The 26,696-nt window shown below is 72.6% G+C and carries 22 protein-coding genes, 1 other RNA gene and 1 pseudogene; 3 read left to right on the forward strand and 21 right to left on the reverse strand.

All coding sequences use genetic code 11. The features are described from left to right. Nucleotides 1-10: 10 nt before the first annotated feature. The 7 genes from K7862_RS16880 to K7862_RS16910 all read right to left on the reverse strand — a co-directional run bounded on the left by K7862_RS16880 (nt 11) and on the right by K7862_RS16910 (nt 9,321). Complete coding sequence (locus tag K7862_RS16880; RefSeq protein WP_222963419.1) at nt 11-2,317, reverse strand: xanthine dehydrogenase family protein molybdopterin-binding subunit; 2,307 nt, start codon at nt 2,315-2,317, stop codon at nt 11-13. Nucleotides 2,318-2,387: 70 nt separating this feature from the next. Further along, nucleotides 2,388-4,298: a (2Fe-2S)-binding protein gene (locus K7862_RS16885; protein ID WP_262413279.1), complete on the reverse strand. Its 1,911-nt coding sequence runs from the start codon at nt 4,296-4,298 to the stop codon at nt 2,388-2,390. Then, the gene (locus tag K7862_RS16890; protein WP_222963461.1) at nt 4,295-5,131 is read right to left on the reverse strand and encodes an FAD binding domain-containing protein; all 837 of its coding nucleotides are present in this window, start codon (nt 5,129-5,131) and stop codon (nt 4,295-4,297) included. The genes K7862_RS16885 and K7862_RS16890 overlap by 4 nt, the downstream gene beginning before the upstream one ends. Before the next feature lie 300 nt (nt 5,132-5,431). Continuing rightward, complete coding sequence (locus tag K7862_RS16895; RefSeq protein WP_222963420.1) at nt 5,432-7,057, reverse strand: beta-N-acetylhexosaminidase; 1,626 nt, start codon at nt 7,055-7,057, stop codon at nt 5,432-5,434. Between the two features lie 101 nt (nt 7,058-7,158). Continuing rightward, entirely contained in the window at nt 7,159-8,415 is a 1,257-nt protein-coding gene (locus K7862_RS16900) for a tetratricopeptide repeat protein (RefSeq protein ID WP_222963421.1), read from the reverse strand. 25 nt (nt 8,416-8,440) lie between these two features. Then, nucleotides 8,441-8,731, reverse strand: a complete 291-nt coding sequence (locus K7862_RS16905; RefSeq protein ID WP_222963422.1) for a DUF3039 domain-containing protein — start codon at nt 8,729-8,731, stop codon at nt 8,441-8,443. 11 nt (nt 8,732-8,742) lie between these two features. Further along, on the reverse strand, nt 8,743-9,321 hold the full coding sequence (locus K7862_RS16910) for a YqgE/AlgH family protein (RefSeq protein ID WP_222963423.1): 579 nt from the start codon (nt 9,319-9,321) through the stop codon (nt 8,743-8,745). Nucleotides 9,322-9,498: 177 nt separating this feature from the next. Here K7862_RS16910 and murA point away from each other — a divergent pair, with 177 nt between their 5' ends. Next, nucleotides 9,499-10,857 (forward strand): UDP-N-acetylglucosamine 1-carboxyvinyltransferase, encoded by a 1,359-nt coding sequence (murA, locus tag K7862_RS16915; protein WP_222963424.1) that lies wholly within the window; start codon nt 9,499-9,501, stop codon nt 10,855-10,857. A gap of 82 nt (nt 10,858-10,939) precedes the next feature. Here the strand turns inward: murA and K7862_RS16920 are convergent, their stop codons facing one another. The 10 genes and pseudogenes from K7862_RS16920 to K7862_RS16965 all read right to left on the reverse strand — a co-directional run bounded on the left by K7862_RS16920 (nt 10,940) and on the right by K7862_RS16965 (nt 22,611). Next, nucleotides 10,940-11,221: an HU family DNA-binding protein gene (locus K7862_RS16920; RefSeq protein ID WP_222963425.1), complete on the reverse strand. Its 282-nt coding sequence runs from the start codon at nt 11,219-11,221 to the stop codon at nt 10,940-10,942. A gap of 270 nt (nt 11,222-11,491) precedes the next feature. After that, nucleotides 11,492-12,937 (reverse strand): NAD-dependent malic enzyme, encoded by a 1,446-nt coding sequence (locus K7862_RS16925; protein ID WP_222963426.1) that lies wholly within the window; start codon nt 12,935-12,937, stop codon nt 11,492-11,494. A 387-nt stretch (nt 12,938-13,324) separates the two neighbouring features. Then, on the reverse strand, nt 13,325-15,580 hold the full coding sequence (locus tag K7862_RS16930) for a HelD family protein (RefSeq protein ID WP_308012031.1): 2,256 nt from the start codon (nt 15,578-15,580) through the stop codon (nt 13,325-13,327). Between the two features lie 860 nt (nt 15,581-16,440). Next, complete coding sequence (locus tag K7862_RS16935) at nt 16,441-17,628, reverse strand: uroporphyrinogen-III synthase (RefSeq protein WP_222963428.1); 1,188 nt, start codon at nt 17,626-17,628, stop codon at nt 16,441-16,443. Nucleotides 17,629-17,787: 159 nt separating this feature from the next. Then, nucleotides 17,788-19,152 carry a nitrate/nitrite transporter gene (locus K7862_RS16940; RefSeq protein WP_222963429.1) on the reverse strand — a complete coding sequence of 455 codons (1,365 nt, stop codon included), beginning with the start codon at nt 19,150-19,152 and terminating at the stop codon, nt 17,788-17,790. Nucleotides 19,153-19,279: 127 nt separating this feature from the next. Further along, nucleotides 19,280-19,862, reverse strand: a pseudogene (locus K7862_RS16945) (hypothetical protein). Between the two features lie 65 nt (nt 19,863-19,927). Continuing rightward, nucleotides 19,928-20,254, reverse strand: a complete 327-nt coding sequence (locus tag K7862_RS16950) for a hypothetical protein (protein WP_222963430.1) — start codon at nt 20,252-20,254, stop codon at nt 19,928-19,930. Then, nucleotides 20,251-20,622: a hypothetical protein gene (locus K7862_RS16955; protein ID WP_222963431.1), complete on the reverse strand. Its 372-nt coding sequence runs from the start codon at nt 20,620-20,622 to the stop codon at nt 20,251-20,253. Before K7862_RS16955 ends, K7862_RS16950 begins: the two co-directional genes overlap by 4 nt. Nucleotides 20,623-20,685: 63 nt before the next feature. Beyond that, nucleotides 20,686-21,756: a DUF8616 domain-containing protein gene (locus tag K7862_RS16960; RefSeq protein WP_222963432.1), complete on the reverse strand. Its 1,071-nt coding sequence runs from the start codon at nt 21,754-21,756 to the stop codon at nt 20,686-20,688. Nucleotides 21,757-22,152: 396 nt separating this feature from the next. Further along, complete coding sequence (locus tag K7862_RS16965; protein ID WP_222963433.1) at nt 22,153-22,611, reverse strand: ATP-binding protein; 459 nt, start codon at nt 22,609-22,611, stop codon at nt 22,153-22,155. A 276-nt stretch (nt 22,612-22,887) separates the two neighbouring features. On the opposite strand from K7862_RS16965, the gene K7862_RS16970 reads away from it, so the two are divergent. Then, a complete protein-coding gene (locus K7862_RS16970; RefSeq protein ID WP_222963434.1) occupies nt 22,888-23,739 on the forward strand; it encodes a helix-turn-helix domain-containing protein in 852 nt (283 codons plus the stop codon). Further along, on the forward strand, nt 23,715-23,936 hold the full coding sequence (locus K7862_RS16975; RefSeq protein ID WP_222963435.1) for a DUF397 domain-containing protein: 222 nt from the start codon (nt 23,715-23,717) through the stop codon (nt 23,934-23,936). Before K7862_RS16970 ends, K7862_RS16975 begins: the two co-directional genes overlap by 25 nt. A 2-nt stretch (nt 23,937-23,938) precedes the next feature. Here K7862_RS16975 and K7862_RS16980 read toward each other — a convergent pair whose 3' ends face one another. The 4 genes from K7862_RS16980 to smpB all read right to left on the reverse strand — a co-directional run bounded on the left by K7862_RS16980 (nt 23,939) and on the right by smpB (nt 26,684). Further along, nucleotides 23,939-24,388 (reverse strand): hypothetical protein, encoded by a 450-nt coding sequence (locus K7862_RS16980; RefSeq protein ID WP_222963436.1) that lies wholly within the window; start codon nt 24,386-24,388, stop codon nt 23,939-23,941. 546 nt (nt 24,389-24,934) lie between these two features. Then, the gene (locus tag K7862_RS16985; RefSeq protein WP_222963437.1) at nt 24,935-25,378 is read right to left on the reverse strand and encodes a hypothetical protein; all 444 of its coding nucleotides are present in this window, start codon (nt 25,376-25,378) and stop codon (nt 24,935-24,937) included. A 344-nt stretch (nt 25,379-25,722) separates the two neighbouring features. Then, nucleotides 25,723-26,109: a transfer-messenger RNA gene (gene ssrA / locus K7862_RS16990) on the reverse strand. Nucleotides 26,110-26,204: 95 nt separating this feature from the next. Next, entirely contained in the window at nt 26,205-26,684 is a 480-nt protein-coding gene (gene smpB / locus K7862_RS16995; protein ID WP_222963438.1) for an SsrA-binding protein SmpB, read from the reverse strand. Nucleotides 26,685-26,696: the final 12 nt, after the last annotated feature.

Consider the following 26,696-nt stretch of genomic DNA (forward strand, 5'->3'; position numbering starts at 1 on the left):
CCCGGGAGGGTCAGGTCCGGGGTTTGACGACGGCGGCCTGCGGGCGGATGGGCAGGCGGGTCACCGGTCGCCCGGTGGCCGCCCGCACGGCCGCGGCCACCGCGGCCGGCGAGGTGACGACGGGCACGGCGCTCACCGCCTTCGCCCCGAACGGCGCGACCACGTCCCGCTCCTCGACCAGCTTCACGATCCGCACGTCCGGCGCGTCCAGCGCCGTCGGCATCGGGTAGCCGGTCAGGCTGGGGCGCTTGACGACACCGCGGGGGGCGCGCAGGTCCTCCATCAGGGCCATGCCGACGCCCTGGGTGACCCCGGCCTCGATCCGGGCGGCGAGCTGGCGGGGGTTGAGGATCCGGCCCACGTCCTGGGCGACGGCCAGTTCGACCACCCGCACCGAGCCGAGCTCGATGTCGACGTCCACCACCGCGCGCACCGCGCAGAACGTGAGGCCGACGAACGCGTCGCCCTGCCCGTTCTCGTCCAGCCGGTCGGTGGGGTGCGGGCGGCACTGCGCGGTGGCCCACAGCTCCTTGCCGTCGAGGGTCTCGGCGACCGTGGTGGACAGCACGCCGTCGTACGAGGTGATCTTCCCGTCGGCGATGGTGAGCAGTTCCACGGACATGCCGAACTTGGCGGCCAGCGGCTGCAGGAGCTGGGTGCGGACCATCTTCGCGGCCCGCTCCACCGCGCCGCCTGACACCCAGGTGTGGCGGCCGCGCGCGGCGGGGCCGGCGGGCGGCTGGTCGGTGTCGGAGGGCAGCACCCGCACCTCGTCGACGCCGAGCACGTCCTGCACGATCTGCCGGGCCAGGGTGGTGAAGCCCTGGCCGGTCTCGACGGCCGCGCAGATGACGGTGGCGCGGCCGTCGTGGACGCGGACGGTCGCGGTGGACACCTCGTCGGTGCCCTCGGCGCCGAGCACGTGCACCATGCCCAGCGCGTAGCCGACGCCGCGGCGCACGGCGCCCGGTTCGCCCGCGCCGGACAGTCCGCCGGGCAGCAGCCACTGGGACTCGTCCTCGCCGTCGGGCAGCGGCGGCAGGTCGGCGTCGCGGACGGCCTTGAGCAGTTCGCCGACCGGCGCCGGGCAGGTCACGGTCTGGCCGGTGGGCAGCATGTCGCCGGTGGCCAGCACGTTGCGCATCCGCACCTCGGCCGGTTCCAGGCCGAGTTTGGCGGCGAGCTTGTCCATCTGGCCCTCGTAGGCCGTGCAGACCTGCAGCGCGCCCTCGCCGCGGACGTGCCCGGACGGCGGGTTGTTGGTGCGCACCGCCCAGCCCTCGACGAAGACGTGCGGGACGACGTAGGGCCCGGCGGCGAAGGCCACCGCGGCGGCCAGCGCGTCCGAGGAGGAGTCGGCGTAGGCGCCCGCGTCCAGCAGGATCTGCGCCTCCACCTTGACCAGCCGCCCCTCGGCGTCGGCGTGGTGGCGGTAGCGCAGCAGCGTGGGGTGGCGGTGGGCGTGGCCGAGGAAGGACTCCTCGCGGGTGGCCACGAACTTCACCGGGCAGCCGGTCCTGAGGGCGAGCAGGCCGAGCGGGAGCTGGATGCCCGAGTCCTCGCGGTCGCCCATCGCGCCGGGCACGCCGGTCACCACGACCTTGACGCGGTCGGACTCCAGCCCGAAGCAGGCGGCGGCCAGGTCGCGGTCGGCGTGCGGGTCGGTGGAGGCCACGTAGAGCTCGACGCCGCCGTCGGGGCGCGGCACCGCGAGCCCGGCCTCCGCGCCGATCGGCGCCGGGTCCTGCCGGCCCACCCGGTACAGGCCCTCGACGACGACCTCGCCGACCGCGTCGGGGTCGCCGAAGCGCAGCGGGATGTGCCGGATCAGGTTGCCGTCGGGGTGCAGCGGCTCCGCGGCGAAGGCTTTCTCCGGGTCGGTGACCGGCTCCAGCACCTCGTACTCGACGAGGATCGCCGCGGCCGCGAGGCGGGCGGTGTCGGGGTGGTCGGCGGCGACCGCGGCGATCGGCTCGCCGTGGTGCCGGACGAGGTCGCCGGCGAAGACCGGGCGGTCGGCGACGCGGCGGCCGTGCATGGCGTCGCCGGGCACGTCCTCGTGCGTGACGACGGCCCGCACGCCGGGCATCGCCGCGGCCTCGGTGGTGTCGATGCGGGTGATCCGCGCGTGCGGGTGCGGCGAGCGCAGCACCGCGGCCCACAGCAGGCCCTCGGCCCACAGGTCGGCGGCGTACGGGTATGTGCCCTGGGTCTTGGCCAGCGCCTCGGTCGAGGGCACGGACGTCCCCAGGCCGTGCGGGGCGCCGCTCCCGGCGAGTGTCTCGGGGCCGGCACCGGTCCCGTCGATGATGCTCATCGTCCGTCTCCCGCGGGCGAGTTCGTGGTCGTCCGGCGCGGGCGCCGCGGCGCGGACAGCGCCGCCGCGCTCATCGGGCGCCCTCCGGTCCCGCCGGGCCGCCCTGGTGCGGGACCCGGGCAGCGTCCTCGGCGGCCGCGGTGTCGTCCTCGGCCGCGCGACCGGCGACGACCTGACGGACGGCCTCGCGGACGCCGCGGTAGCCGGAGCAGCGGCACAGGTTGCCGGACAGCGCCTGCCGGACCTCGAGGTCGGTCGGCCGGTGGTTGCCCTCGAGCAGGTCGTGGACGGTCATCGCCATGCCCGGGATGCAGAAGCCGCACTGCACGGCCCCGCAGTCGGCGAGCGCCTGCTGGACGTCGGAGGGGCGTCCCTCGACGGTCAGGCCCTCGACGGTGCGGACCTCGCTGCCGGCGGCGGTGGCCGCGGGCACCAGGCACGAGGCGACGAGCCGGCCGTCGACCTGCACCGAGCAGGCCCCGCACTCGCCCTGCTCGCAGCCGTCCTTGGCGCCGGCCAGGCCGAGGCGTTCACGCAGCACGTAGAGCAGGGACTCGCCGAGCCAGGCGTCGGTGACCGGGCGGTCGGTGCCGTTGACCCGGAGGGTGTAGGAGGCGAGCGGGTGCTCGCTGCGGGTCTCGGGCTCCGGTTCGGGTTCGGGCTCCGGCTCGACCGCGACCGCGGCCTCCGGTTCCGCGTCGGTTCCGGCACCGACGTCCGCCGCGGCCGCGGCGCCGGGCGGGGCGTCGCCGTCGCCGGACGGGTCCGCGTCCGGGGCGGCCGCCGGGTCACCGGGCGTGCCGGGTTCGGCGAGCACGTCGTCGCCGAGCACGTCGGGGTCGCCGGGTTCGGCCGGGCCGGGGTGACCGGCGGCGGCCGCCTCGGCGGCGTCCTCGTCGTGGCCGGCGGGGGCGTCGCCGGTCAGGTGGTCCCGCTGGGACCCCGACTCCGTTGTCTGCGGCGGCTCTTCGGCGGCGGGAACGTCTGCCGCACCCGGGGCACCCGGGCCGTCCGCCTCGGACGCGCCGCCCGTGTGGGCCGCACTTCCCGGGTCCGCCGAGCCGAAGCCGCCGGCACCGAAGCCGTCGTCACCGGCCGCGTCGCCGGACCCGTCACCGCCGAAGCCGCCGTCACCCGCGTCCCCGAATCCGTCACCGCCGTGGGCGGCCGCGTCACGGGCGGCGTAGGTGTGGCCGTCCGCCGCGGGGGCGCCGGCCTCCGGGCCGTAGCCGGCGCCGGGGTGGACCGGTCCCCCGCCGAGGGCCGCCGGGCCGCCGCCGTAACCGCCGCCGCCCGCCGGGCCCGTGCCGTAGCCGCCGTCGCCGCGGCCGGGGCCGTGGAACCCGGGCGCGTAGGCGGCCTCGGCGGGGTGCGTGCCGCCGCCGGTCTCGTCGCGGGGGTGGCCGTACGCGGCCGCGCCGTCGTCCTCGCGTTCGCCGTTGTCCGCGGGCGCCCAGGCGGCGTCGGCGGCCGGGGCGTGGGACTGCCAGGGCGACGCCTCGCCGGGCTGGGCACCGCCGTAGGGCATCGCCCACTGGCCGGTGCCGTGGCCGGCGGGTGTGGTGTAGTCGGCGCCGGGCCGCGGTGCCCGCTCGGCCTCGGCCCGCGCGGCCTGCGCGGCGGCGGCGCCCTGCCCGAACATCCCGGCGGGGAAGGACTGCGTGGTGGGCGCGGCGGGCGACGGCGCCTGGTCCCAGGACGAGGTGAAGGCGCCGACCGAGTACTCGCCGGACTCGCCCTCCGCCTCGTCCCTGATCACCGGGATCGACCAGGTCGTGGCGGCGTCCGTACCGCCACCCGCGTCGGCACCCGCCGGGCCGTGGGCGCTCAGCGGGTCCTCGCCGGGCCGCGGGTCGGGCGGCAGTTGGGCGGCGAAGGAGACGTGCATGGTCTGGTCGGGGTCGTAGTCCCCGCCGCCCGGCACGGGCTGCCAGGACCCCGAGTTGCCGTGGGGGGTGCCAGAGTGCGACTGGTCGGTCATGCCAGGGCCCTCCCGAGCGCTCGACGGGACAGTGCCGCAACGGTACGCCGGAGCTGCACGGCGGCGGGCGGCAGTTCGACCCCGGGCTGGTCGGGGATGCAGGCGGCGGCGACGTACTCGCCGAAGGCGGTGCAGGCCTCGTCGGCGAGGGTGCGCTCGCCGTCCCAGTCGATCAGCCCGGCGACCCACTGCTCGGCCTCGAGCGGCCGCAGCGGCACCGGCGCGACCGCGCCGACCGAGCAGCGCACCTGCCGCCTGGCGGGGTCGACGACCAGGGCGACGGAGGCCACCGCGCGGCCGGGGCCGGTGCGTCCGGTGGACTTCAGGAAGGTCTGCGGGGCGTGCAGCAGCGGGATGCGGACGAAGGCGAGGAGTTCACCGGGCCGCATCGGGTCCATGCCGGTCAGCAGGTGGCTGATGGGCAGTTCGCGGTCGCCGTCCGGCCCGGCCAGGATCACCCCGGCCTCCAGTGCGGCGAGCACCGGCAGGGCGTCGCCGGTGGGTGCGGCGCTGGCGATGTTGCCGCCGAGGGTGCCGGCGTTGCGGATCTGCGGCGGGCCGGCCGAGCGGGCGGCGGCGGCCAGCGCGGGGATGAGCGCCGCGAAGTCGGGGCGTCCCATGCGGGCGTGGGTGAGTCCGGCGCCGAGCAGCGCGGCGCCGTCCGCGTACTGCCAGCCGCGGATCTCGCTGATGCGGCCGAGTCCGACGAGCGCCGCGGGGCGCAGCAGACCGGAGTTGACGGCCGCCATCAGGTCGGTACCACCGGCGACGGGCACGGCACTGGGCATGGCGGCGAGCGCCGCCACCGCCTCGTCCAGCGAGGACGGCAGCATGACGTTCTCCGCTGCCTGCCGTGCATACGTGCTCACGCAGCTGCCCCTTCCCGGCCTTCCTCGGTCACGCGGTAGCCGTACCGTACGTGCTCACAGCCCGGACGTGGCAACTCTGGCACATGTTCCGGGGCGGCCGACGCGAGGGTCCACGAAGTACCGATCCGCCCTTGCCGGGCTCGATCGTACGACTGCGCCCGCATCGGCCACCATGCCGGATTTGCCGTGCTTACGGGTGCTTGCGGGAGTACGGGAACCACCGTGCCAGCTCGCCGGGCGGGCCGGGGGAAGTTCCGGGCGGGGTCACCTGATCGGGGGCGGTCCGGGCTTGGGCCGGCCGACGACTCCGGGGCGGCGCTGCCACGGCAGCGGGCCGCCCGGCGGCCGGTACTCCACGCCCAGCGCGTCGAGGCGGGCGTAGTGCGTGCGCATCCTCGACTCGAAGTCCGCCCAGTCGCGTTCGGCGGGCGCGGGCAGCGCGGACCAGGCGACCTCGGCGAAGGCGGCGAGCCGCGGGAAGGCCATGTAGTCCACGACGCGCACCGAGTCCATCACCTCGGTCCACAGGTTGGCCTGGGTGCCGATGATCCGCCGGGCCTCGTCCTCGGTGAGGTCGGCGGGCACCGGCTCGAAGCGGTAGACGTCCTCCAGGGTGCGGGCGTGCGCGATCGGCACGGGCTCGTCCGGGGACTCCGACTGCCGCCAGTCCAGGTAGACGTGGCTCTCCGGGCACATCACGACGTCGTGGCCGGCCTTGGCCGCGGCGATGCCGCCGGCGAAGCCGCGCCAGGAGGACACCGCCGCGCCGGGCGCGAGGCCGCCCTCCAGGATCTCGTCCCAGCCGATGAGGCGCCGGCCGCGGTCGGCTAGCCAGCGGTCGAAGTGCCGGATGATCCAGCTCTGCAGCTCGTCCTCGTCCTCCAGGTCGAGTTCCTTGATGCGGGTCTGGGCGGTCGCGGAGTCGCGCCACTGGTCCTTGGGGCACTCGTCGCCGCCGATGTGCACGAACTCGCCGGGGAACAGCTCCAGCACCTCGGTGAAGACGTCCTCGTAGAAGCGCAGCGTCTCGTCGGTGGGCGCCAGCACGTTGGGGTTGACACCCCAGCTGGGCAGGACCGGCAGGGCACCGGTGTCGAGCACGTCGGTGTTGCCGAGTTCGGGGTAGGAGGCGATCGCGGCCTGCGAGTGGCCGGGGATGTCGATCTCGGGGACCACGGTGATGTGGCGCTCGGCGGCGTAGGCGACGATCTCGCGGATGTCGTCCTGCGTGTAGTAGCCGCCGTGCGGGCGCTCGTCCCACAGCGTGGACTCGCGCAGCCCGACCTTGGTGCGCTCGCGCCACGCGCCCTTGGCGGTCAGTTCGGGGTGGCGGCGGATCTCCAGCCGCCAGCCCTGGTCGTCGGTCAGGTGCAGGTGCAGCACGTTCAGCTTGTGCGCGGCCATCAGGTCGAGGTAGCGCAGCACCCCGTCCTTGGGCATGAAGTGGCGGGCCACGTCGAGCATGAACCCCCGCCAGCCGAACCGGGGGGCGTCGCTGAGGTGCCCGGACGGCACCTGCCACACGCGGTCGCGCACCGGGGCGCGGCGGAAGGCGTCGGGGCCGAGCATCTGGCGGAAGGTCTGGGCGCCCCAGAAGACCCCCGCGGGGCCCGCGCCGGTGATCCGCACACCGGAGGCGGGGTCGACGGTGATGCGGTACGCCTCGGGGCCGCCGGGCACGGTCTCGTCCACCGCGAGCCGGACGACGCCGTCGGCGGCGGTCCCGGCGGACGCGAACGGCAGCCCGGTGGCGGCGCCCACGACCGCCCGCAGCCAGCGGGCGGCGTTCTCGGCGCCGGGACCCGCCTCCAGCGCCGTCCCGGGTGCCAGCGTGAACGTCGCGTCGGCGGCGTAGGCCGTGGAGTGACTGGGGGTGGGGATGAGGTCCATGGGGCCATCCTGCCCCGCCGACCGCCTAATGGCATAGACCAATTCACGAACCGGTTCAGCCCGCTCCTCCCCGGCCGGCCCGGGTGCCCCGCCGGGGTCGTTCAGAGCGTCTGACGGCGCCGGGCCTGGAGCCGGCCGGCCATCACCAGGGCGGTGGCCCAGCCGCCGACCACCCATGCCAGATGCGCGACGGCCAGACCGGCCCACTGGCCCCGGGTGGCGTCGCCGCGGGCGGCGAGCGCCATGGTGCCGCCGGACAGGGCCGCGGCCGCGGCCAGGTGCACGCGGACCAGACCGCCGTAGTGCACGATCCGGCGGGCCAGCGCCGCGCCGTACCACCAGGGCACGGCGGCCAGCGCCAGCAGGACGGCGGCGAGACCGGTGAGGGCGGCGAGCGCGGCGGCCCACAGCGGCCAGGGATGTCCGTGCCAGCCGCGGTCGGCGACCAGCCCGGTGGTGAGCAGGACCGGCAGGGGCAGCGACGCGGACACGTGCACGGCGCTGATCCGCCACAGCCAGTCGTCGACGGCCATCTCGGTGCGGGTGGTGGCCTGGATGCCGCGCAGCCGGGCGCGGGCGGTGATCCCGGAGCGCCGGGTGCCGGCCCGCACCACGAAGGCGATGATCACGAACGTCAGGGCGAGCACCGCGCCGCCGGCTATGAGCTGCCAGGCGCCGCCGGTCTCGATCCGGTAGAGCTGGGTGCCCCAGAACAGGGCCAGGCCGACGCCGCCGATCACCATGCCGCCGCGCGGTGCGGTGAGGTGACGGGGATCGGCGCCGAGTTCCAGCGCGCTGCGCACGGCGGTGGCGTGTTCGGCGCGGTGGCGCCGGGGTATCCGGCCGGTCAGGCCGCGGCTCGCGGACAGCGACCGGGCGAGCGCCACCTGGGCCTCGGACTCGCGGGGCGCGGTGGCCACGGCCCGGCGGGCGGCGGCCACCGCGTCGGGCAGCCGGCCCAGCCGCCGGTAGACGTCGGAGAGCAGCACCGACGGCTCCCAGCCGTCGGGGTCGGCGCCGTAGGCGCGCAGCGCGACGGTCAGTGCGGCGTGCGCCTCGTCCAGTGCGAGCAGGACGACGCCGGCCAGCACGAACACGTCCGCGGTCTCGGCGGGCCCGGCGAGCGCCAGGGCCCAGTCGACGGCCTCGCGGGCCTGGACCGGGCGCCGCTCCTGCGCGAGCACCCAGGCCCGCAGCAGATAGCCGGCGCTGCCGTTGCGCTCGACGAAGGCGTCGCTGACCAGCGCGTGCGCCTCGGCGAACCGGCCCTGGCCGACGAGGGCGTGCACCCGCTCCCCGCTGCCTGCGTCGTCCGGCAGCGGGTCGAAGGGATCCAGTGGCGCGTCGTCGTCGGGCATGCCCTCGGGACCGAACGCGCCGCTGTCAGCCGTTGCCGCCCCCGCCGGACGCGTCGCCGCCCCCGCCGACCGGCATGCCGTCGTAGATCTCCTTGCACATCGGGCAGACCGGGTACTTCTTCGGGTCCCGGCCCGGGACCCAGACCTTCCCGCACAGCGCGACGACGGGCGTGCCTTCCAGCGCGCTCGCCATGATCTTGTCCTTCTGGACATAGTGCGCGTAGCGCTCGTGGTCGCCGTCACCGTGGGAGAGCTGCGGAGTCGGCTCGACCAGGGTGCCGGTGCCCGCCCCGCGCTCGGGCTCAAGAGTGCTCATGACGCTCAAGCCTAATTGAGACTCGGATCGTCCGGATACGTGGCCACCATGGCCAGCTCGTTGCGCTGCCGCCGCAGCACCGACCGCCACATGCGCTCCGGGTCGGGCATGGAGACGTCCCCGGGTTCGGACTCCACCACGTACCAGGCGCCGTCGAGCAGTTCCTTCTCCAGCTGGCCCGGGCCCCAGCCCGAGTAACCGGCGAAGATCCGCAGCGAGCCCAGTTCGGCGGCCAGCAGCTCGGGCGGCGCCTCCAGGTCGACCAGGCCGATCGCCCCGTGCACCCGCCGCCAGCCCAGCAGGCCGGAGCCCTCGTCCTCCCGCGGCTCGCCGGGCACCACGGCCAGCGCCAGCGCCGAGTCCAGCGACACCGGGCCGCCCTGGAACACCACCTGGGGGACCCCGGCCAGCCCGGCCCAGGCCTCCAGCACGTCACCCACCCCCACCGGGGTCGGCCGGTTCAGGACCACGCCGAGCGTGCCCTCCGCGTCGTGGTCCAGCAGGAGCACCACGGCCCGGTCGAAGTTGGGGTCCGCCAGCTTCGGGGTGGCGACCAGCAGTCGCCCTGTGAGCGAGGACACCTCGGCCATGGGTACATGATCCCGCATGGACGGGGCACGCGGAGGGGCAACCGCCAGGGCCCGTCAAGCGCATTACCATCTCTTCTTGGTTCCCGCGCGGCGGCTCTGCGCGGTCTGCTTGTGTGCGCGGCTGCGAGCCGCCCTGCCGTTTTGACCCTTCTGACCCTTCCGACGATCGCGAGTTCCATGACCGACATCGCCGACGTACTGCTTGTCCATGGTGGGACCCCCCTGGAGGGCGAGATCCGCGTCAGAGGCGCGAAGAACCTCGTCCCGAAGGCCATGGTCGCCGCGCTGCTCGGCAGCGAACCGAGCCGGCTGCGCAACGTTCCGGACATCAGGGACGTCCGCGTGGTCCGGGGCCTGCTGCAGCTGCACGGCGTCACCGTCAGCAGTGGTGAGGAGCCGGGCGAACTCGTGCTGGACCCGACGCGGGTGGAGAGCGCGAACGTCGCCGACATCGACGCGCACGCCGGCTCCTCGCGGATCCCCATCCTGTTCTGCGGCCCGCTGCTGCACCGCCTCGGCCACGCCTTCATCCCGGGCCTGGGCGGCTGCGACATCGGCGGGCGCCCGATCGACTTCCACTTCGACGTGCTGCGCCGTTTCGGCGCCACCATCGACAAGCGGGCCGACGGGCAGTACCTGGAGGCGCCGCGCGGCCTGCGCGGCTGCAAGATCCAGCTCCCCTACCCGTCGGTGGGCTCCACCGAGCAGGTGCTGCTGACGGCCGTGCTGGCCGAGGGTGTCACCGAACTCACCAACGCGGCCGTCGAGCCGGAGATCGAGGACCTGATCTGCGTCCTGCAGAAGATGGGCGCGATCATCTCCATGGACACCGACCGGACCATCCGGATCACCGGTGTCGACAAGCTGGGCGGCTACACGCACCGGGCCATCCCGGACCGCCTGGAGGCCGCGTCGTGGGCCAGCGCGGCGCTGGCCACCGAGGGCAACATCTACGTGCGCGGCGCCCAGCAGCGCTCGATGATGACGTTCCTGAACACCTTCCGGAAGGTCGGCGGCGCCTTCGAGATCGACGACCAGGGCATCCGCTTCTGGCACCCCGGCGGCCCGCTGAACGCCATCGCGCTGGAGACCGACGTGCACCCCGGTTTCCAGACCGACTGGCAGCAGCCGCTGGTGGTCGCGCTGACCCAGGCCTCGGGGCTGTCCATCGTCCACGAGACGGTCTACGAGTCCCGGCTCGGATTCACCTCCGCGCTCAACCAGATGGGCGCGCACATCCAGCTCTACCGCGAGTGCCTGGGCGGCAGCGCCTGCCGTTTCGGGCAGCGCAATTTCCTCCATTCGGCCGTCGTCTCCGGCCCGACGAAGCTCCAGGGCGCGGATCTGGTCATCCCGGATCTGCGCGGCGGCTTCTCGTACCTGATCGCGGCGCTCGCCGCGCAGGGCACCTCGCGGGTGCACGGGATCGACCTGATCAACCGCGGCTACGAGAACTTCATGGACAAGCTCGAGGGCCTGGGCGCGCACATCGAGCTGCCGCGCAAGGACGCCGAGCCGGCCCCCGCGGTCGCCTGAGACACCGGTACGCCGAAGGGCGGCTGCCCCTCCTCGCGGGAGGGGCAGCCGCCCTTCTGCTGTTCTGCGCGCCCAGGGGTGCTTAGTTGCCCTTGGCGGCTTCCTTGAGCTTGGAGCCCGCGGAAACCTTCACGCTGTAGCCGGCGGGGATGTTGATCGGCTCGCCGGTCTGCGGGTTGCGGGCGGTGCGGGCGGCACGGTGGGTGCGCTCGAAGGTCAGGAAGCCGGGGATGGTGACCTTCTCGTCACCCTTGGCCACGATCTCACCGACGGTCTCAGCGAACGCGGCCAGAACGGCGTCGGCGTCCTTGCGGGTCACCTCGGCGCGGTCGGCCAGCGCGGCCACCAGCTCACTGCGGTTCATATCTGTACTCCCGTGTTCTTTCTGCCATGGGGGCGCGAGCTCGAAGCTGTTGCTGTGTGCGTCACTGCCCAGGTGTGCATCCTGCCCCCATATATGGGGGGAAAGCCAATCGCCCGCCCGCGCGAGTCGCGGAAAAACCGCTGCACGACGCCGTCGATGACGCACTGTCGTCACGCCGTCGACGCTCCGGAACGCGATTCCGCTTCGGTCCTCCGCGCTGTGACCGCGGCGCGACGAGCCGTCACCGCGGTCAGGGCTGCCGGGTCCCGGTCAGGCCGGGACCGGACCCCGTCCGGCCGCGGCGACGGCCGGTCCCTGGGCCTTCGCGGCCTCGCGCACGGCGTCCGCGACGGCACCGGCAACCTTGTCGTTGAACACGCTGGGAATGATGTAGTTGGGGTTCAGTTCGCCGTCCCCGACCACGCTCGCCAGGGCCCGCGCGGCGGCCAGCATCATCTCGGTGTTGACCGTCCGGGACTGGGCGTCCAGCAGGCCGCGGAAGACACCGGGGAAGACCAGGACGTTGTTGATCTGGTTGGGGAAGTCGCTGCGTCCGGTGGCGACCACGGCGGCCGTCTCACGGGCCGCGGAGGGGTCCACCTCGGGGTCCGGGTTGGCCAGAGCGAAGACGATGGCGCCATCGGCCATCCGGGCGACGTCCGAGCCATCCAGGACGTTCGGGGCCGAGACGCCGATGAAGACGTCCGCGCCGACCACGGCCTCCTTCAGGGTGCCGGTCACGCCCTCCGGGTTGGTGTTGTCGGCGATCCAGCGCAGCGCCGAGCCCGCGTCGCCGTCCACCAGGTCCTCGCGCCCGGCGTGCACCACGCCGTGGATGTCCGCGACCACGGCGTGCTTGACGCCGGCGGCCAGCAGCAGCTTGAGGATGGCGGTGCCGGCGGCACCGGCGCCCGACATCACGACGCGCAGCGCGCCGATCTCCTTGCCGACGCAGCGCAGCGCGTTGGTCAGCGCCGCCAGCACCACGATCGCGGTGCCGTGCTGGTCGTCGTGGAACACCGGGATGTCCAGCGCCTCGCGCAGCCGCGCCTCGATCTCGAAGCAGCGCGGCGCGGAGATGTCCTCCAGGTTGATGCCGGCGAAGCCCGGGGCGATGGCCTTGACGATCTCCACGATCTGGTCCGGGTCCTGGGTGTCCAGGCACAGCGGCCAGGCGTCGATGCCGGCGAACCGCTTGAACAGGGCGGCCTTGCCCTCCATCACCGGCAGCGCCGCCTTGGGGCCGATGTTGCCCAGGCCCAGCACGGCGGAGCCGTCGGTGACCACGGCGACCGAGTTGCGCTTGATGGTCAGCCGGCGGGCGTCCTCGGGGTTCTCCGCGATGGCCATGCACACCCGCGCCACGCCCGGCGTGTAGACCATCGACAGGTCGTCACGGTTGCGGATGGGGTGCTTGGACTGCATCTCGATCTTGCCGCCGAGGTGCATCAGGAACGTACGGTCGGAGACCTTGCCGATGGCCACGCCGTCGATGCCGCGGAGCTTGCTGACGATCTCGTCGGCGTGCGCGGTGGAGCTGGCCGCCACGGTGACGTCGATGCGGAGCTTCTCGTGGCCCGATGCGGTGACGTCCAGACCGGTGACCGATCCGCCGGAGGACTCCACCGCGGTGGTGAGCTGGCTGACCGCGGTCCCGCTCGCCGGGACCTCCAGCCGCACCGTGATCGAGTACGAGACGCTTGGCGCCGTTGCCATGACGACCTTCTTCCGGTTCCTGCCTGAGTGCTGTTCGTGATGTTGATCGTGCCGTTGACCAGGATCGCGCAGTTGATGCCGATCGATCGTCGCATTTACCGGTGGGTACCGGGAAACCGGGCAGATGACGGAAGACTACTTCCACGATGTGAATCTTCGGCAACGGCCTGAAAGATCCTGGAAGTTTGCCGCCGGTGGGAAGAAGGTCCGGGAACGGTTTGTTAGCCTGGGTGAGGCACCGGCTCGATCCAAGCCCCCGGGCCCAACCTTAGGCGCTTCGAGCGCCCACTTGCCGCGAGGCGAGCATGGCGGGTCGGTGTCACAGCTTCGCCAGGAGGCCCCTCCCTCGGGAGGGGCCTCCTGCGTGTCCGGGTGAGGTCGGTGGGCTCAGTCCGCCCGCAGCAGGTCCGGCACGCCGTCGGCGTCGGGCAGGTCCGCCTCCCGGGCCAGCACCGTGAGCCGCTGCGTGGCGCGGGTCAGCGCCACGTACAGCACCCGCAGCCCCGCCGGGGACTCCTCGGCGATCTCCGCGGGCGAGACCACCACGGTGGCGTCGTACTCCAGGCCCTTGGCCTCCAGGCTGCCCAGCGCCACCACCCGGTCCCCCAGGCCCTCGACCCAGCCGCGGGCCTGCGCCCGGCGGTTCATCGCCACCACGACGCCCACCGTGCCGTCCACCTCGCCCAGCAGCCGCTCGGCCGCGTCCCGGACGTCGGCGCCCAGGTCGCCGCCCGCCACCTCGTAGCGCGGCAGCACACCGGTCGACCGCACCGCCCGCGGCGGCTCGCTGCCCGGCATCGCCAGCGCCAGCACCGTGGAGGCGACGTCCGCGATCTCGGCCGGGTTGCGGTAGTTCACGGTCAGCGTGAAACGGCGCCGCGGCCGGGTGCCCAGCGCCTCGTCCCGCGCCCGGGCCGCCTCGTCGACGTCCGACCAGGAGCTCTGCGCGGGGTCGCCGACGATCGTCCACGTCGCGGTACGGCCGCGCCGGCCCACCATCCGCCACTGCATGGGCGTGAGGTCCTGCGCCTCGTCCACGATCACGTGCGTGTACTCGGTGCGCTCACGGGCCAGCCGCTCGGCGCGTTCGCGCGCCGACTCGCCGACGTCCGGCATCAGCTCGTCCAGGCCGGTGAGCTGGTCCAGCGGGTCCAGATCCCGCTTCTTCTCCCGCGGCGGCGCGCCCAGCAGCGTCTCCAGCTCGTCCAGCAGCGCCACGTCGTGCACCGACGTGCCGTCCCGCCGCAGCGACCGGGCGACCCGGCGCACCTCCGGCGGCGTCAGCACCCGGCGGGCCCAACGGGACAGCCGCCGCTCGTCGGCGAGCGCCGTCAGCACCCCGCGCGGCTGGAGCAGCGGCCACCAGGCGTCCAGGAACGCGGTGAAGTCCGTCTCGGTGGTGATGTCCTCGTCGAACGCCTGCCGTTCCTCGGCGGCCAGCTCCGCGTCGTGGAACCGGCGGCCGGTCTTCCGCCACAGCGCGTCCAGCAGCAGCCGCCGGGCGCGCGGGCGCAGCAGGTTGACCGGGGCCGTGCCGCCGAGCGCCTGCCGCCGGACCTCCGCCAGCTCCTCCTCGCCCAGCTCGATCCGCCGTCCGAAGGCCACCACCCGCAGCAGCGACGGCCGGTCCTGGACCATGTCCAGGCAGCCCCGCGCGGCGTTGCGCAGCACCTTCTGCATCCGCAGCGAGCCCTTGACGCGGGCGACGGCCGGTTCGTCGTACAGGTCCGCGGTCACGCCGTCGACCAGCGAGCCGACCGCCCGGATCGCGACCTGGCCCTCCTCGCCCAGCGACGGCAGCACCCCCTCGGTGTACGCCACCAGCAGCGGGGTCGGGCTGACGCACAGGATGCCGCCGGAGTAGCGCCGCCGGTCTTGGTACAGCAGGTAGGCGGCGCGGTGCAGGGCGACCGCGGTCTTGCCCGTGCCGGGCCCGCCGGTCACCTCCGTGACGGACGCCGCGGGCGCCCGGATCACCAGGTCCTGCTCGGCCTGGATGCTGGCGACGATGTCCCGCATGGTGTGGGTACGCGCCTGGCCGAGCGCCGCCATCAGGGCGCCGTCGCCCACCACCGGCAGCCCGGTGGTCAGCTCGGGACGCAGCAGGTCGTCCTCCACGCCCAGCACCCGGCGGCCCTTGGAGCGGATCACCCGGCGCCGCACCACCCGGCCGGGCGCGACCGGCGTCGAACGGTAGAAGGGTGCGGCGGCGGGGGCGCGCCAGTCGATGACCAGCGGGGCGAAGTCGGAGTCCAGGACGCCGATCCGGCCGATGTGCAGGGTCTCGGCGATCTCGGCGGTGCCGTTCGCCGCGACCGCGTCGTCCGCGGGGTCCACGGAGGTGTAGGCGCCGTCCGGGCCCTTCTTGCCGTCCTTGCCGCGCAGCAGGTCGATCCGGCCGAACAGGAAGTCCTCGAACTCGTTGTTCAGCCGGTTCAGCCGCACACCCGCCCGGAAGACCTGGGCGTCCCGCTCGGCCAGCGCGCCGGGGGTCCCCACGTGACCGCGCTGGGCGGCGTCGTGCATCAGGAACTCGGCCTCGGTGATCTTCTCCTCCAGCCGGCGGTACACCCGGTCCAGGTGCACCTGTTCGGCGGCGATCTCCTGGTCCCGGACGCCCGGTGTTGCGGTCTGCGCGGCCACGCAGGATTCCCTTCGTTCGTGCGGTGCTCTCGGGCCGTCGGCGCGAGGAGCAGCCTGCAACCGTACGCGACCTGCGGCCTTCTGCCCACCCGGCCGCGCCATCGGGGCATCCGCCCGGGGTACGTCCGTGGCTCCGCCCGGATAACTCTGTGTACGGCTCGGCCCTTCCCTCCCCCGACGGGGCTGGCCCTGCCCCTTGCGGTGCGTTCCTGGCTTTCCGCCCGGTGGTGGGTTGCTCGCGCTGGGGGCACCTCCCGGACGAAGTCTGGGGGACCCCGCGCCCCTGTTATCGCTTGCCGTTCGTTCGTCTGTCGGGGGCAGTCCGGAAGCGTCTCCTCGGACTGTGCATGACGGGTTCTTCCACACCTTGACCCGGGCGGATGCACATTCCTGCGGGGAGCGCTTCCTCCCCACCCCCTGGCAGTGAAAGTGGCCGCAGGGGGTGTTACCGGGGTACCCCGGTCCTGCCCAGGCGGCCCCATGGACCACCAAGGGGGTGGGGAGGAAGCGCTCCCCGCAAGGACTTGTGCACACACCCGACCAGCCCCTTCGGGAGAACGGTCACGCACAAGTCCGAGGAGACGCTTCCGGACTGCCCCCAACGTGCGGACAAACGGCACGTGATCAGGGGCGCGGGGTCCCCCAGGCTCCGCCCGGGAGGTGCCCCCAACGCGACAAGCCACGACGGCGCAGCAGTCGGCAACGTACCGCAAGGGGCAGGACAAGCCCCGAGTGCCCGAGCCCAGCGGCAGGCGGCACCGCACCGCAAGGGGCAGGACAGGCCCCGAAAGGGGCGAGGCACTCGAAAGGGGGACGGGGATTGCCCGGGCGGGCGGAGAGGGGGAGGACGTGGTTGCGGGTTACCGCAGCGCGTACTTGGTGTCGGCGTGCGGGTCCAGCGACAAGCGATACCCCCGCTTGACCACCGTCTGAATCACCTTCGGCACGCCCAGCGCGGAGCGCAACCGCGCCACCGCCGTCTCGACCGCGTGCTCGTCCCGCCCCGCCCCCGGCAGCACCCGCAGCAGCTCCCCGCGGGGAACGACCCAGCCGGGCCTGCGCGCCAGCGCCCTGAGCAGGGCCATCCCGGCAGGCGGCACCGGCCGCAGCATGCCGTCGACCACCGCCGCGTGCCCGCGGATCTCCACCCGGTGCCCGGCGACGGGCAACGGCCGCACGCGTCCGGGCAGTTCACCGGCGATGAGCTGCACCAGGGGTCCGAGCCTGAACCGTTCGGGGTGGCGGGTCGGTACGTCCCGCGCTTGGAGCGGCAGCGCCGTCACCGGCCCGACGCACGCCACCAGCACGTCCGAGCGGAACGCCGCCAGCGCCTCGTCCACGATCCCGCGCCGTTCGGCCCGTTCCAGCAGCGAGGCCGCGGCGGGCGCGGAGGTGAAGCTGACCGCGTCCAGGGTGCGGGCGACCACCGCGTCCAGCAGCCGGTCCACCGGCCCGAGGTCCTCCGGCGGCATCCAGCGGTACACCGGCACCGCGACGACCGTGGCGCCGGCGGCCCGCAGCGTCTCGGCGAACCCGGGCAGCGGTTCGCCGTGCAGTTGCACCGCGATGCGCCGCCCGTCCACCCCTTCCTCCAGCAGCCGTTCGAGCACCTCGGCCATGGACTCCGACGCCGGCGACCACGCCTCGGTGAGTCCGGCCGCCCGCACCGCGCCCCGCACCTTCGGCCCGCGGGCGAGCAGTTCGACCTCGCCGAGCCGCCGGACCAGCGCCTCGCCGAGTCCCCATCCGTCGGCGGCCTCGACCCAGCCGCGGAAGCCGATCGCCGTCGTGGCGACCACGACGTCGGGCGCGTCGTCCAGCAACTGCCGTGTGGTGGTCAGCAGTTCGGCGTCGTCGGAGAGCGGCACGATGCGCAGCACGGGCGCCCGCAGCACCGCGGCGCCGCGTCGTTCGAGCAGCGCCGCGAGTTCGTCGGCGCGGCGGGCCGCGGTCACCCCGACGGTGAAGCCGGCGAGCGGCGGCACCGGGCCCCCGCCGCCGGGTCCGCCGCCCGCGGTGTGCCTGCTCCTGCTGCTGTGCGCTTGCATCTGGCCCTGCCCCACTTTGCTGGAGTGCTCGTGCCGCCCGGGGACGCGGGCCGTCCCCTGGCCCGGTGCGCGGTCACCCGCCGGAACGGCATCGTCCCAAGACGCGGTGTCCGGGGCGGTTCGCGGGGATTTCCCCGGTGTTACGCCACGCCTGCCCCGTCACACCTCCGCGTAGGCCGCGGGCGCCGTTCGTGCGGCCTCCCCGGCCCGGCCGCGGGCGCCCGCCGTCCCGCGCAGGTATACGGCCCAGGTGACCACGAAGCACAGAGCGTAGTAGGCGAGGAAGGAGACGAACGCGGGCGTTCCGGTGTGGCGGGTGAGGAAGGACTGCCGGAACGCCATGTTGATGCCGACGCCGCCCAGCGCCCCCACCGCGCCGATCAGCCCCATCGACGCCCCGGACAGCCGCCGGCCCCAGGCCGCGGCCGCCTCCCCGGTGAGCCCGTTCTCCTCGGCCTTGCGGTGGAAGATGCCCGGGACCATCTTGAACGTCGACCCGTTCCCGACGCCGGTGAGCACGAACAGCGTGATGAAGCCGGCCAGGAACAGCCCCAGCGACCGGCGCTCGGACGCGGCGAGCACCACGGCGGTCGCCGCGGCCATGGCCAGGAAGATCCACAGCGTGATGCGCGCGCCGCCGAAGCGGTCGGCGAGCCGTCCGCCGACCGGCCGGACCAGCGATCCCAGCAGCGGGCCGATGAACGTCAGGTAGGCCGCGTGCAGCGGTGTCCGCCCGAACTGGTTCTGCAGCACGAGACCGAAGGCGAAGCTGTAGCCGATGAACGAACCGAACGTGCCGATGTACAGCACCGCCATGATCCAGGTGTGCGGCTCCCTGGCCGCCGCGACCGCGGCTCCGGTGTCGTTCCTGACCGGCGCCAGGTTGTCCATGAAAACCGCCGACAGCACGGCCGCGACGACGATCAGCGGGATGTAGACGGCGAGCACGATCCGGGGGTGGCCGGCGCCCGCCCCGGCGATCACGGCGAGCCCGGCCAACTGGATCGCGGCCACGCCGATGTTGCCGCCGCCCGCGTTGAGGCCGAGCGCCCAGCCCTTCTCCCGCAGCGGGAAGAACGCGTTGATGTTCGTCATCGAGGACGCGAAGTTGCCGCCGCCGACGCCCGCCAGCGCGCCGACGACCATCAACGTCGTGTAGGAGACGCCCGGTCGCAGGACGACGGCCGCCGCGATCGTCGGCACCAGCAGCATCAGCGCGCTGACCACCGTCCAGTTGCGTCCGCCGAAGCGCGCCACCGCGAAGGTGTACGGCACCCGCAGCACCGCGCCGACCAGCGTCGGCGTGGCCACCAGGAAGAACTTCCCGGCCGGGTCCACGTGGTACTCGGGCCCCATGAACAGCACCATGACCGACCACAGGCTCCACACGGAGAAGCCGATGTGCTCGGACAGCACCGAGAAGGCCAGGTTGCGCAGCGCGGTCCGCCGCCCCCCGCCCTCGTTCCAGAAGACGTCGTCCTCGGGATCCCAGCGTTCGATCCACCTGCCTGCCACGCCGCGCATCGCATCTCCCGTCGTCGGATGTACGGCCGACGCTAGGAACGGCGGGTTACCGGGCCCGTGGCCCGAGGTGACGTCGCCGCAACCATGCACTCACCCGGGACGGGCCCGCGGTGTGAGACCGCGGGCGTCACCGGGCGGGCGCGCCGCCGTCCGGGACGAAGCGGAAGGTCGAGGTGACGGCGTCGAAGATGTCGTGGAACGCCTCGGCCAGGTCGAGGACCGGGCTGGCGCCGGAGATCAGCACGATCTGCTCGGGCCGGCCGGGGATGGGCACATAGGTCTGGGTGAGGGCCATCCTGATGGTGCGCGGATCGCCCCGCTCGACCGGAACGTCCTCGACACCGTGCGTCCGCGCGCACAGTCCGGCCCCCGGGAGCTCCACCGTGGTGACCTTCCGCCACGCGTCTCCTTCACGGCGCGGGGTGATCGTCGCCAGACTCTCGGCGATGGCCTGCGGGTCGGTGGGCAGGGCCACACCGTCCGCGGTCCCGGCACTCAGCACGGTGACCGTGACGGTCGCGGTCAGCGGCACCCCGTCGAAGTTTCTCGGCCATGCACCCCAGGTAGAGGGCGCCCGAATCGTGGGCGTCTCGTGCCATCCGGCGCAGGAGGGTGCTCAGGTCCGCGCGGTAGGGGGCGAGTTCGGGCACGGCCCGCACGCGCTCGTCGATCAGCTTCCGAACCGTCGCCTCCCGGCCCTCCGGCCGGATGTCGAACTCCCACCACGACTCCGGCACCGCGAGCGAGACGCCGACGGGCGCGGCCACCGGGGACGTCACTGGTTCCCCTGACCGGCGGGCGCCGTACCGTCGCTGGACTGCGCGAGCTGCTTCGCGAGGTCCACGTCCACCTTCCGCATCTCGCGCACCACCGTGTTCGCCATCTTCTCCAGCCCGCTCAACTGCTTGTGGATGTCCCCCCGCCCGTCCTTCCAGTTGTGCTCGAAGTGATCGAGCGCCCCGACGACCGACGCGTCCCCCATGTCCTCCTCGAACGCCTTGAAGGTCGCCTTGGTGTCGTCCAGCCGCCGCACGATGGACCCCAACTGGGACGCGAAGTCCTCCAGGAGACCGATCGGAATCGCCAGACGGTCCTCGGTCATGGCTGCGGAATTCCCATCTCGACGGCGAGCTCTTCCAATCGCTCCAACGGGATTTCCGGTGGTTCGAATCCGCGAGAGCGTGCATGCTCGATGAATTCCCTGGGCGGCGCGACCCGGTGATAGTTCACGTAGTCCGCCCAGGCGAGATCCCACACCCATTCCCCGTCCGTCATGATGCCGATGCGCACCCCCCACCCTTCGTGTCCGGTGAAGGGATCCGGCACCGTACCGGGGGAGACGATGAGGGCTTCGGCCGACTCCATGTACGTGAACAGCGGTTCGACGTCCTCTTCGGGCAGTGTCCCGGGAGTGACCTCGGTCGTGATGTCAGGATCCGCGAGCTTGCGCGGCAAGGTCACCGAGACCATCAGGGGTTCACCTTTCCGGGGTTGCATACATGGAATCCGCCACGGTCGGTCGGATGGATATGCTTACCGGTGGCGTCGAACGGGGCGACCCTCGATTTTACCCGAGGGGTGCACCCACAGGAAGTTGTCGGGAGCCTCCACCGGGACTCCGAGGTGATTGGCGAGGTTTTGCGCGAACCCGTCGGCCAACGAGCCCGTATTGCAGGACAGCAGCCGGACGGGCTCGCCGTTCCACCCGTTCGCCTTCATGAGCGACGCCACCTGGCGGTGATCAAAGCTGTGCCAGTTCTCCGCGAGATGGGCGGGCCCGTTCTTGATCTGGAAGCCCACACTCCTGGGCGCCCCGTGCAGTCCCACGTCGAAGGTGCCTTGCACCGGTTTGATGCGGTCCATGTACCTCATCAACACGTCGCCGGGCCTGAACATCTTCATGCCCGGACGGCCGTCCTTGAAGCCCTTGATCGTCAGCGCGAGGGGCGTGTTCCCCGCTGTGGCGAGGTCCCTCACCGCTACGACCATGGGCAGCCGCCAGTAGCGCATTCCCTGGGTGAAGTCCCGGATGCCGAGGGCGACACCGCGCAGTCCGGCGCGGGCGGATTCCACGGCGTGGGCGCCGATCTTGAGGAGGCCGCCGGCCTTGTAGAGCTCGGCCAGCTTGCCGAGGCTGGTCAGGCCCTTGGTCATGGGAATGCAGTCCAGGGCCGCGAACAGCACGTCCCACAAAGTGGCCTTGCCCTGGATGTACTTCATGACCGTGTCGGCCAGCACCACCAGCGCCGCGGCGACCACGAGCCACGCGAGCGGACCGCCGATGATCATCACGACGATGCCCAGGATCGCCACGATCCACTTGCACACCGTGACGATCTCGTCCCAGTGGTCGGCGACCCAGTGGACCGCCTTCTCCCACCAGTGACGGTTGTGGATACCGGCGTCGGAGGCCTCGTGGAGCCTGGTCACCGTGCGGCGCGCGGCGTCCTCCCGCAGACCGCGGGCCTGCTCGGCCAGACGCCTGGTCGCCTCCAGCGCCGACTGGGCCGAGGAGACGCCCTGTTGGGCATGCGCCTGCTGCGCCTTGGCCGCCGCCAGATCCCGGGTGGACCGCCGCACCTGGTCCGAATCGGGCGGCGGCACCGTCGCGCCCGGGTTCTTCGCCGGATCTAAGGAGTCGGCCGTCGTGGTCGCCGCGTGGACCCAGCCGGTGGCCGTTCTTCGGCGCGGACCCGAACTCGTCACGGAACGCGTCCGCCGACAGCCCCGCCCACGACAGCAGCGCCTCCTCCGACTGCATGCCCTTCACCAGCCGCAACGCCGACTCCACATCGTCGGCGAAGGTGTGCAACTGCTGCGCCAGCGACTTCACCCGCGTCGGATCACCCGGCACCGGATCCCTATCGAGATCCAGCACATGCCAGTCGTTCGGCCGCCCCACAACACCCCAGGCGCTCCAGCCCCACCCCCCGCAGGCGAAGCGTCCGAACCGACCCTACGGGTGCGGTCCGACAAGGGACAGGGCGCCTGTGCGACCCGTCATGACGAAGCCCTCTGGGCGCGCCGGAGGGCGATCTCGCACCAGACCGTTTTGCCGATGCCGTGCAGGCGCGGCAGCACGCCCCATTTCTGGGCCAGGGCGGCGACCAGGGCCAGGCCGCGACCGGACTCGTCCTCGTCGTCGGCCTCGCGGAGGACGGGCACACCGTGGCCGGCGTCGGACACCTCCACGCGGAGGGCGGCCTCGGTGAGGACGCAGCGCACCTCGACGTGGCGCCCCGGCACGCGGGAGTGCCGCACGGCGTTGGTGACGAGTTCGCTGAGCAGCAGGACGGCCGTCTCGGTCGCGTCCTCGGCGAGACGCCACCGGCCGGCCTGGCTCCGGAATCGGCCGCGGGCCCGGCCCACACTGCGGGCGTGCCGCGCCAGACGCCAGACGCAGGTGCGGGACTCGGCTCCCGAGGGCTCCGAAGTGAACGTGGCGGATGGGGTGTTCATGGATGTGCGACTCCGGAGAGCGGCGGCGCGAGGCCGATGGGAACGGTGGACGTGCCGCCATCGTGGAGCGGTCACACCCTGTCGCCCAGGGGTTCGCCGTCCCACCCCTCCGCCCGGCACAGCGCCGGCCTCTCCTCCGCCCACGGTCTCCCGAAATCCCTGGCCAACGCTTGTCCCGAAACCCGTTGTGGGACAAGCGCGTTCACGTTCCGCGTTCCCGCCGTCACACCTCGGCACTACGCTCGGTAGCGCCCACCACTTCGGGAGGACGCGGCCATGGCACCCACCCCACGCGAGCTCAAACCCGCCCACTCCGCACGGGACTTGTTCGGCGCGGAACAGCGGCGGCTGCGCGTCGCAGCCGGGTTGTCCCTGGATCGCCTGGCGGAGATCGTCAACTACAGCAAGTCCCACCTGCACGGTGTGGAGATCGGGGAGCGCCTGCCGTTACCCCCGCTGCCGGAGAAGCTGGACGCGACGTTCGGCACAGGCCAACTCTTCGTCGGCCTCTGGGAGATCGCCAAGCGGGAGCGGACTCCGAAGCGGTTCGACCACTGCCTGGAGTTGGAGGCCCGAGCCACCCGTGTGCAGGTCTATGCCTCCAGCCTCATCCCTGGCCTGTTGCAGACCGAGGCCTACATGCGCGCCCAGTTCGCCGTAGGCGAGCCCGACCTGAGCAGCGACGACATCGAGATCGAAGTCGCCAAGCGACTCAGCCGCCAGGAACGACTGCGCGGGGACAATCCCCCCGACCTCTGGGCCGTCGTGGACGAGTCCGCTCTCAGGCGCACGTCGGGCGGACCGGAGATCATGCGAGACCAACTGGCCGCCCTCCTGGCCTTCGTGGACACGGCGCATACGACGATCCAGGTCATGCCCTTCTCGCAATCGGGCTACCCGATCACGAACGGCACCGTCATCCTCCTGACGCTGCCCGACCGTTCAACAGCCGTCTACGCAGAGAGCAGTGCCGCTGGAGAGATAATCGAAGATCGGAAAGCCATCGCGCGCACCATCCGCCATTACGATCGGATGAAAGCGTGCGCCCTGTCCCCGGGAGCGTCCGCGAGAGTCATCGAGGCGGTCCTGGAGGTCCACGAGCGATGCGAGCAGCCACCCCCGAGCTGAATGGCGTCCAGTGGCACAAGTCCAGCTACAGCGGCGGCGAACAGGGCTCTGAGTGCGTCGAGGTCGGTAAGGGCCTACCCGAAGCCGTCCCCGTCCGTGACAGCAAGGACCCGACGGGGCCCGTCCTCACGTTCGCCCCCGCCGCGTGGGCGGACTTCGTCGTGGCCGTGCGCGAGGGCGCCTTCCCGGCCAGCTGAGTTCAGCGGACGAGCGCTTCGCTCTCGCGCACCGTCACGGGCGTCGACGCCGAGGATGCGCCGTCCGGCAGGGCCGGGTCTGCCGCAGCCGGGCCGTCCGGGTTCACGGAGGGCGTCCAGTGCACCTTCCACACGATGGAAGCGGTCAGAGTGTAGCCACCCGGGGGCGAGGCTCGGCGGTAGGTGATGTTGCACGGGCCGCCGTGGGTGTCGAGACGGAACGTCCCGCCCTCCTCGGCCAGCGGGTAGGTGCAGGTGCCCGGGTCGGCCTCGGGAGTTCCCGCGTCGACGCGCAAGGCGTACGGTTCCGCGACGGTCGTCGCCGCCACGTGCACGCCGAGCGCCGCATCGTCCAGGCCGGCCGTCACCGTGACCCGCTTCAGCCGCAGCCTGAACGCGATCTCCGTCGCCAGGTTCACCAACTGGTTCTCCGGCGGGGGCCGCAACCTCACGGGCGGCGCCGGCAGCGTAGGCCAGCCCAGCGAGGGTCCTGGGATCGACGGCCGAGGCGGCCGCCGGGGCCGTGCCCTCGGCGACCCACGCCCAGTCGTCGAGTCGCGCACACGCCGCGGCCCGGTTCAGATCCGGAACCTCCAGCGTCCACCACGCGCCCCTTTCACCCTGGTGGTACGCGTCCGCGCCGTACCGCTCCGCCATCAGGCCGAACCCGTTCGAGTCCGACACATAGTGGCCGTTGACGTACCCCGCGAACTGCGCTGGCGTGAACTTCGGCTCGTACCAGCACGGTGGCGGCTCCCACGTCGCCCCGGCCCCCACCGCCATCCCCGGACCGGGCCCGCGGTAGCTCCGGCGGTACTGGACCTCGGAGGAGATCGTGCTGGCAGCGGATGGGAGCTTGGCCGGCCCATCCGGCGGAGGTGCCGCGCTGGAGGACGAAGGGTACGAGTTGCCCGCATGGCTTGGGCTACCGGACATGACCAACCCGACGCAGACCATCGCCAGGGCCGTCCGCTGCCCGGCCCGCCAGTTGAGTCGGCTCACTGCCGACACTGAGCGGCTGCCTTCTGAGACTTGTAGTTGGCCATCTGCCACGTGCCGTCTGCCGACTTGACCATCCGTGCGGTGTGAAAGACGAAGTCGTCAAGGCTCGGCTTCGTTCCGAACACCTCGCCCGTGTCCGCGTCCTTGTCGTACGACTGGCTTTGGTCCTCACAAAACGCGATGCCCGCGCTCGTCGCATTGGCCACCTGAACTCGGCGGTCGTAGAACCTCACCGTCCCGGTGACAGAGCGGCGGAACTTTCGACCCCAAGCGATGCTGTCACTCCACGTCCTGGCAGCGTCCAGCGTGAGGTACTTCGCGAAGACGGGCAGCCTGTCGTCCAGCTTGGCGAGAGACAGGTAGACCGCCCGCATCCCGTACCCCTGATCCCTCAGCACCGCATCCTTCACCGCCTCCCCCGTCACGTCGGGGTCGACCACGACCCTGACGTCGGGCGGAAAGTCGAAGGAAGGCGCGCCCGGTGCCGGGGCCGTGGCGGACGCCGTCGTCGCCCCGGCGCTCGGCGCCCCGGCCGACGTGCCCGAGGCCCCTGCTGGGATCCGTGTGCCGCCTCCCCCACCGCCGCAGGCCGTGAGCAGCAGGGTCGCCGCGCCGAGCGCACAGGCGCCAGCGGTCAGCGTGGTACGCGGTGTCATCCTGATGGTCGCCTCGCAGCACTCTCTGTACGGAGATGACTACTTTAAGCGACCGATCAAGCGCGGGGCAAACCCACCGGGAAACGCAGAACGGCGCCCTCGGGAGAGGGCGCCGTCGCGCATGGGATGAGTGGAGATGGCGGGAATCGAACCCGCGTCCTGTGGTGCGGAACCAGGGCTTCTCCGAGCGCAGTCCGCTGTGCTTTTCTCGGCCCCGGCAGTCACGCGGACAAGCCGCCGACGGGCCCAGCCACTGTGAGTTTTCCCGCCGTGCCCCGTGGCCGGGCTCGGCGGTTGAGTCCCCTAGCTGATGCCAGGATCCGGGTCGGGAACAGCCCCGGGCTGACACTCCGCGGAGTCTTCGCTAGCTGCTAATTAGGCAGCGAGAGCGAAGGCGGAGGAATCGCGCTTGGAATTGGCGATTATTGGTTTCGGCATATGGTTTACGAGATCATTGCCGCTTCCTCGGCTCGCTTCCCCTGCTTCGACATCCCCAGTCGAAACCGATCATCCCCATGTGTTTTTTTCAAGGTGCACCACCCACGGTGAGGTGGCTGCTGCCATCGTACGGTAACAACGCGCACCGGTGCCAGCGCATTCCCCGCCGGGCTCAGGCCCGCTGTTTGCGCCGCGCCGCGGACATCGCCCGGTCGGCCTCCCGCCGGTCCTGCTTCTCCCGCAGCGTCTGCCGCTTGTCGTACTCCTTCTTGCCCTTGGCCAGGGCGATCTCGACCTTCACCCGGCCGTCCTTGAAGTACAGGGCGAGCGGCACCACCGTGTGCCCGGTCTCCTGGGACTTCTGCTCGAGCTTGTCGATCTCCGCACGGTGCAGCAGCATCTTCCGCTTCCGCCGCGCCGTGTGGTTGGTCCACGTGCCCTGCGTGTACTCGGGAATGTGCACGTTGTACAGCCACGCCTCGTTGCCCTCGAGCTGCGCGAAGCCGTCGACCAGCGACGCGCGCCCCAGACGCAGGGACTTGACCTCGGTGCCGGTGAGCACCAGGCCCGCCTCGTAGGTGTCGAGGATGTGGTAGTCGTGCCGCGCCTTCTTGTTCTGCGCGATCATCTTGCGACCGGTCTCTTTAGCCATAGCCGGGCCATT

It is taken from the genome of Actinacidiphila acidipaludis, assembly GCF_019890725.1.
Classification (GTDB): domain Bacteria; phylum Actinomycetota; class Actinomycetes; order Streptomycetales; family Streptomycetaceae; genus Actinacidiphila; species Actinacidiphila acidipaludis.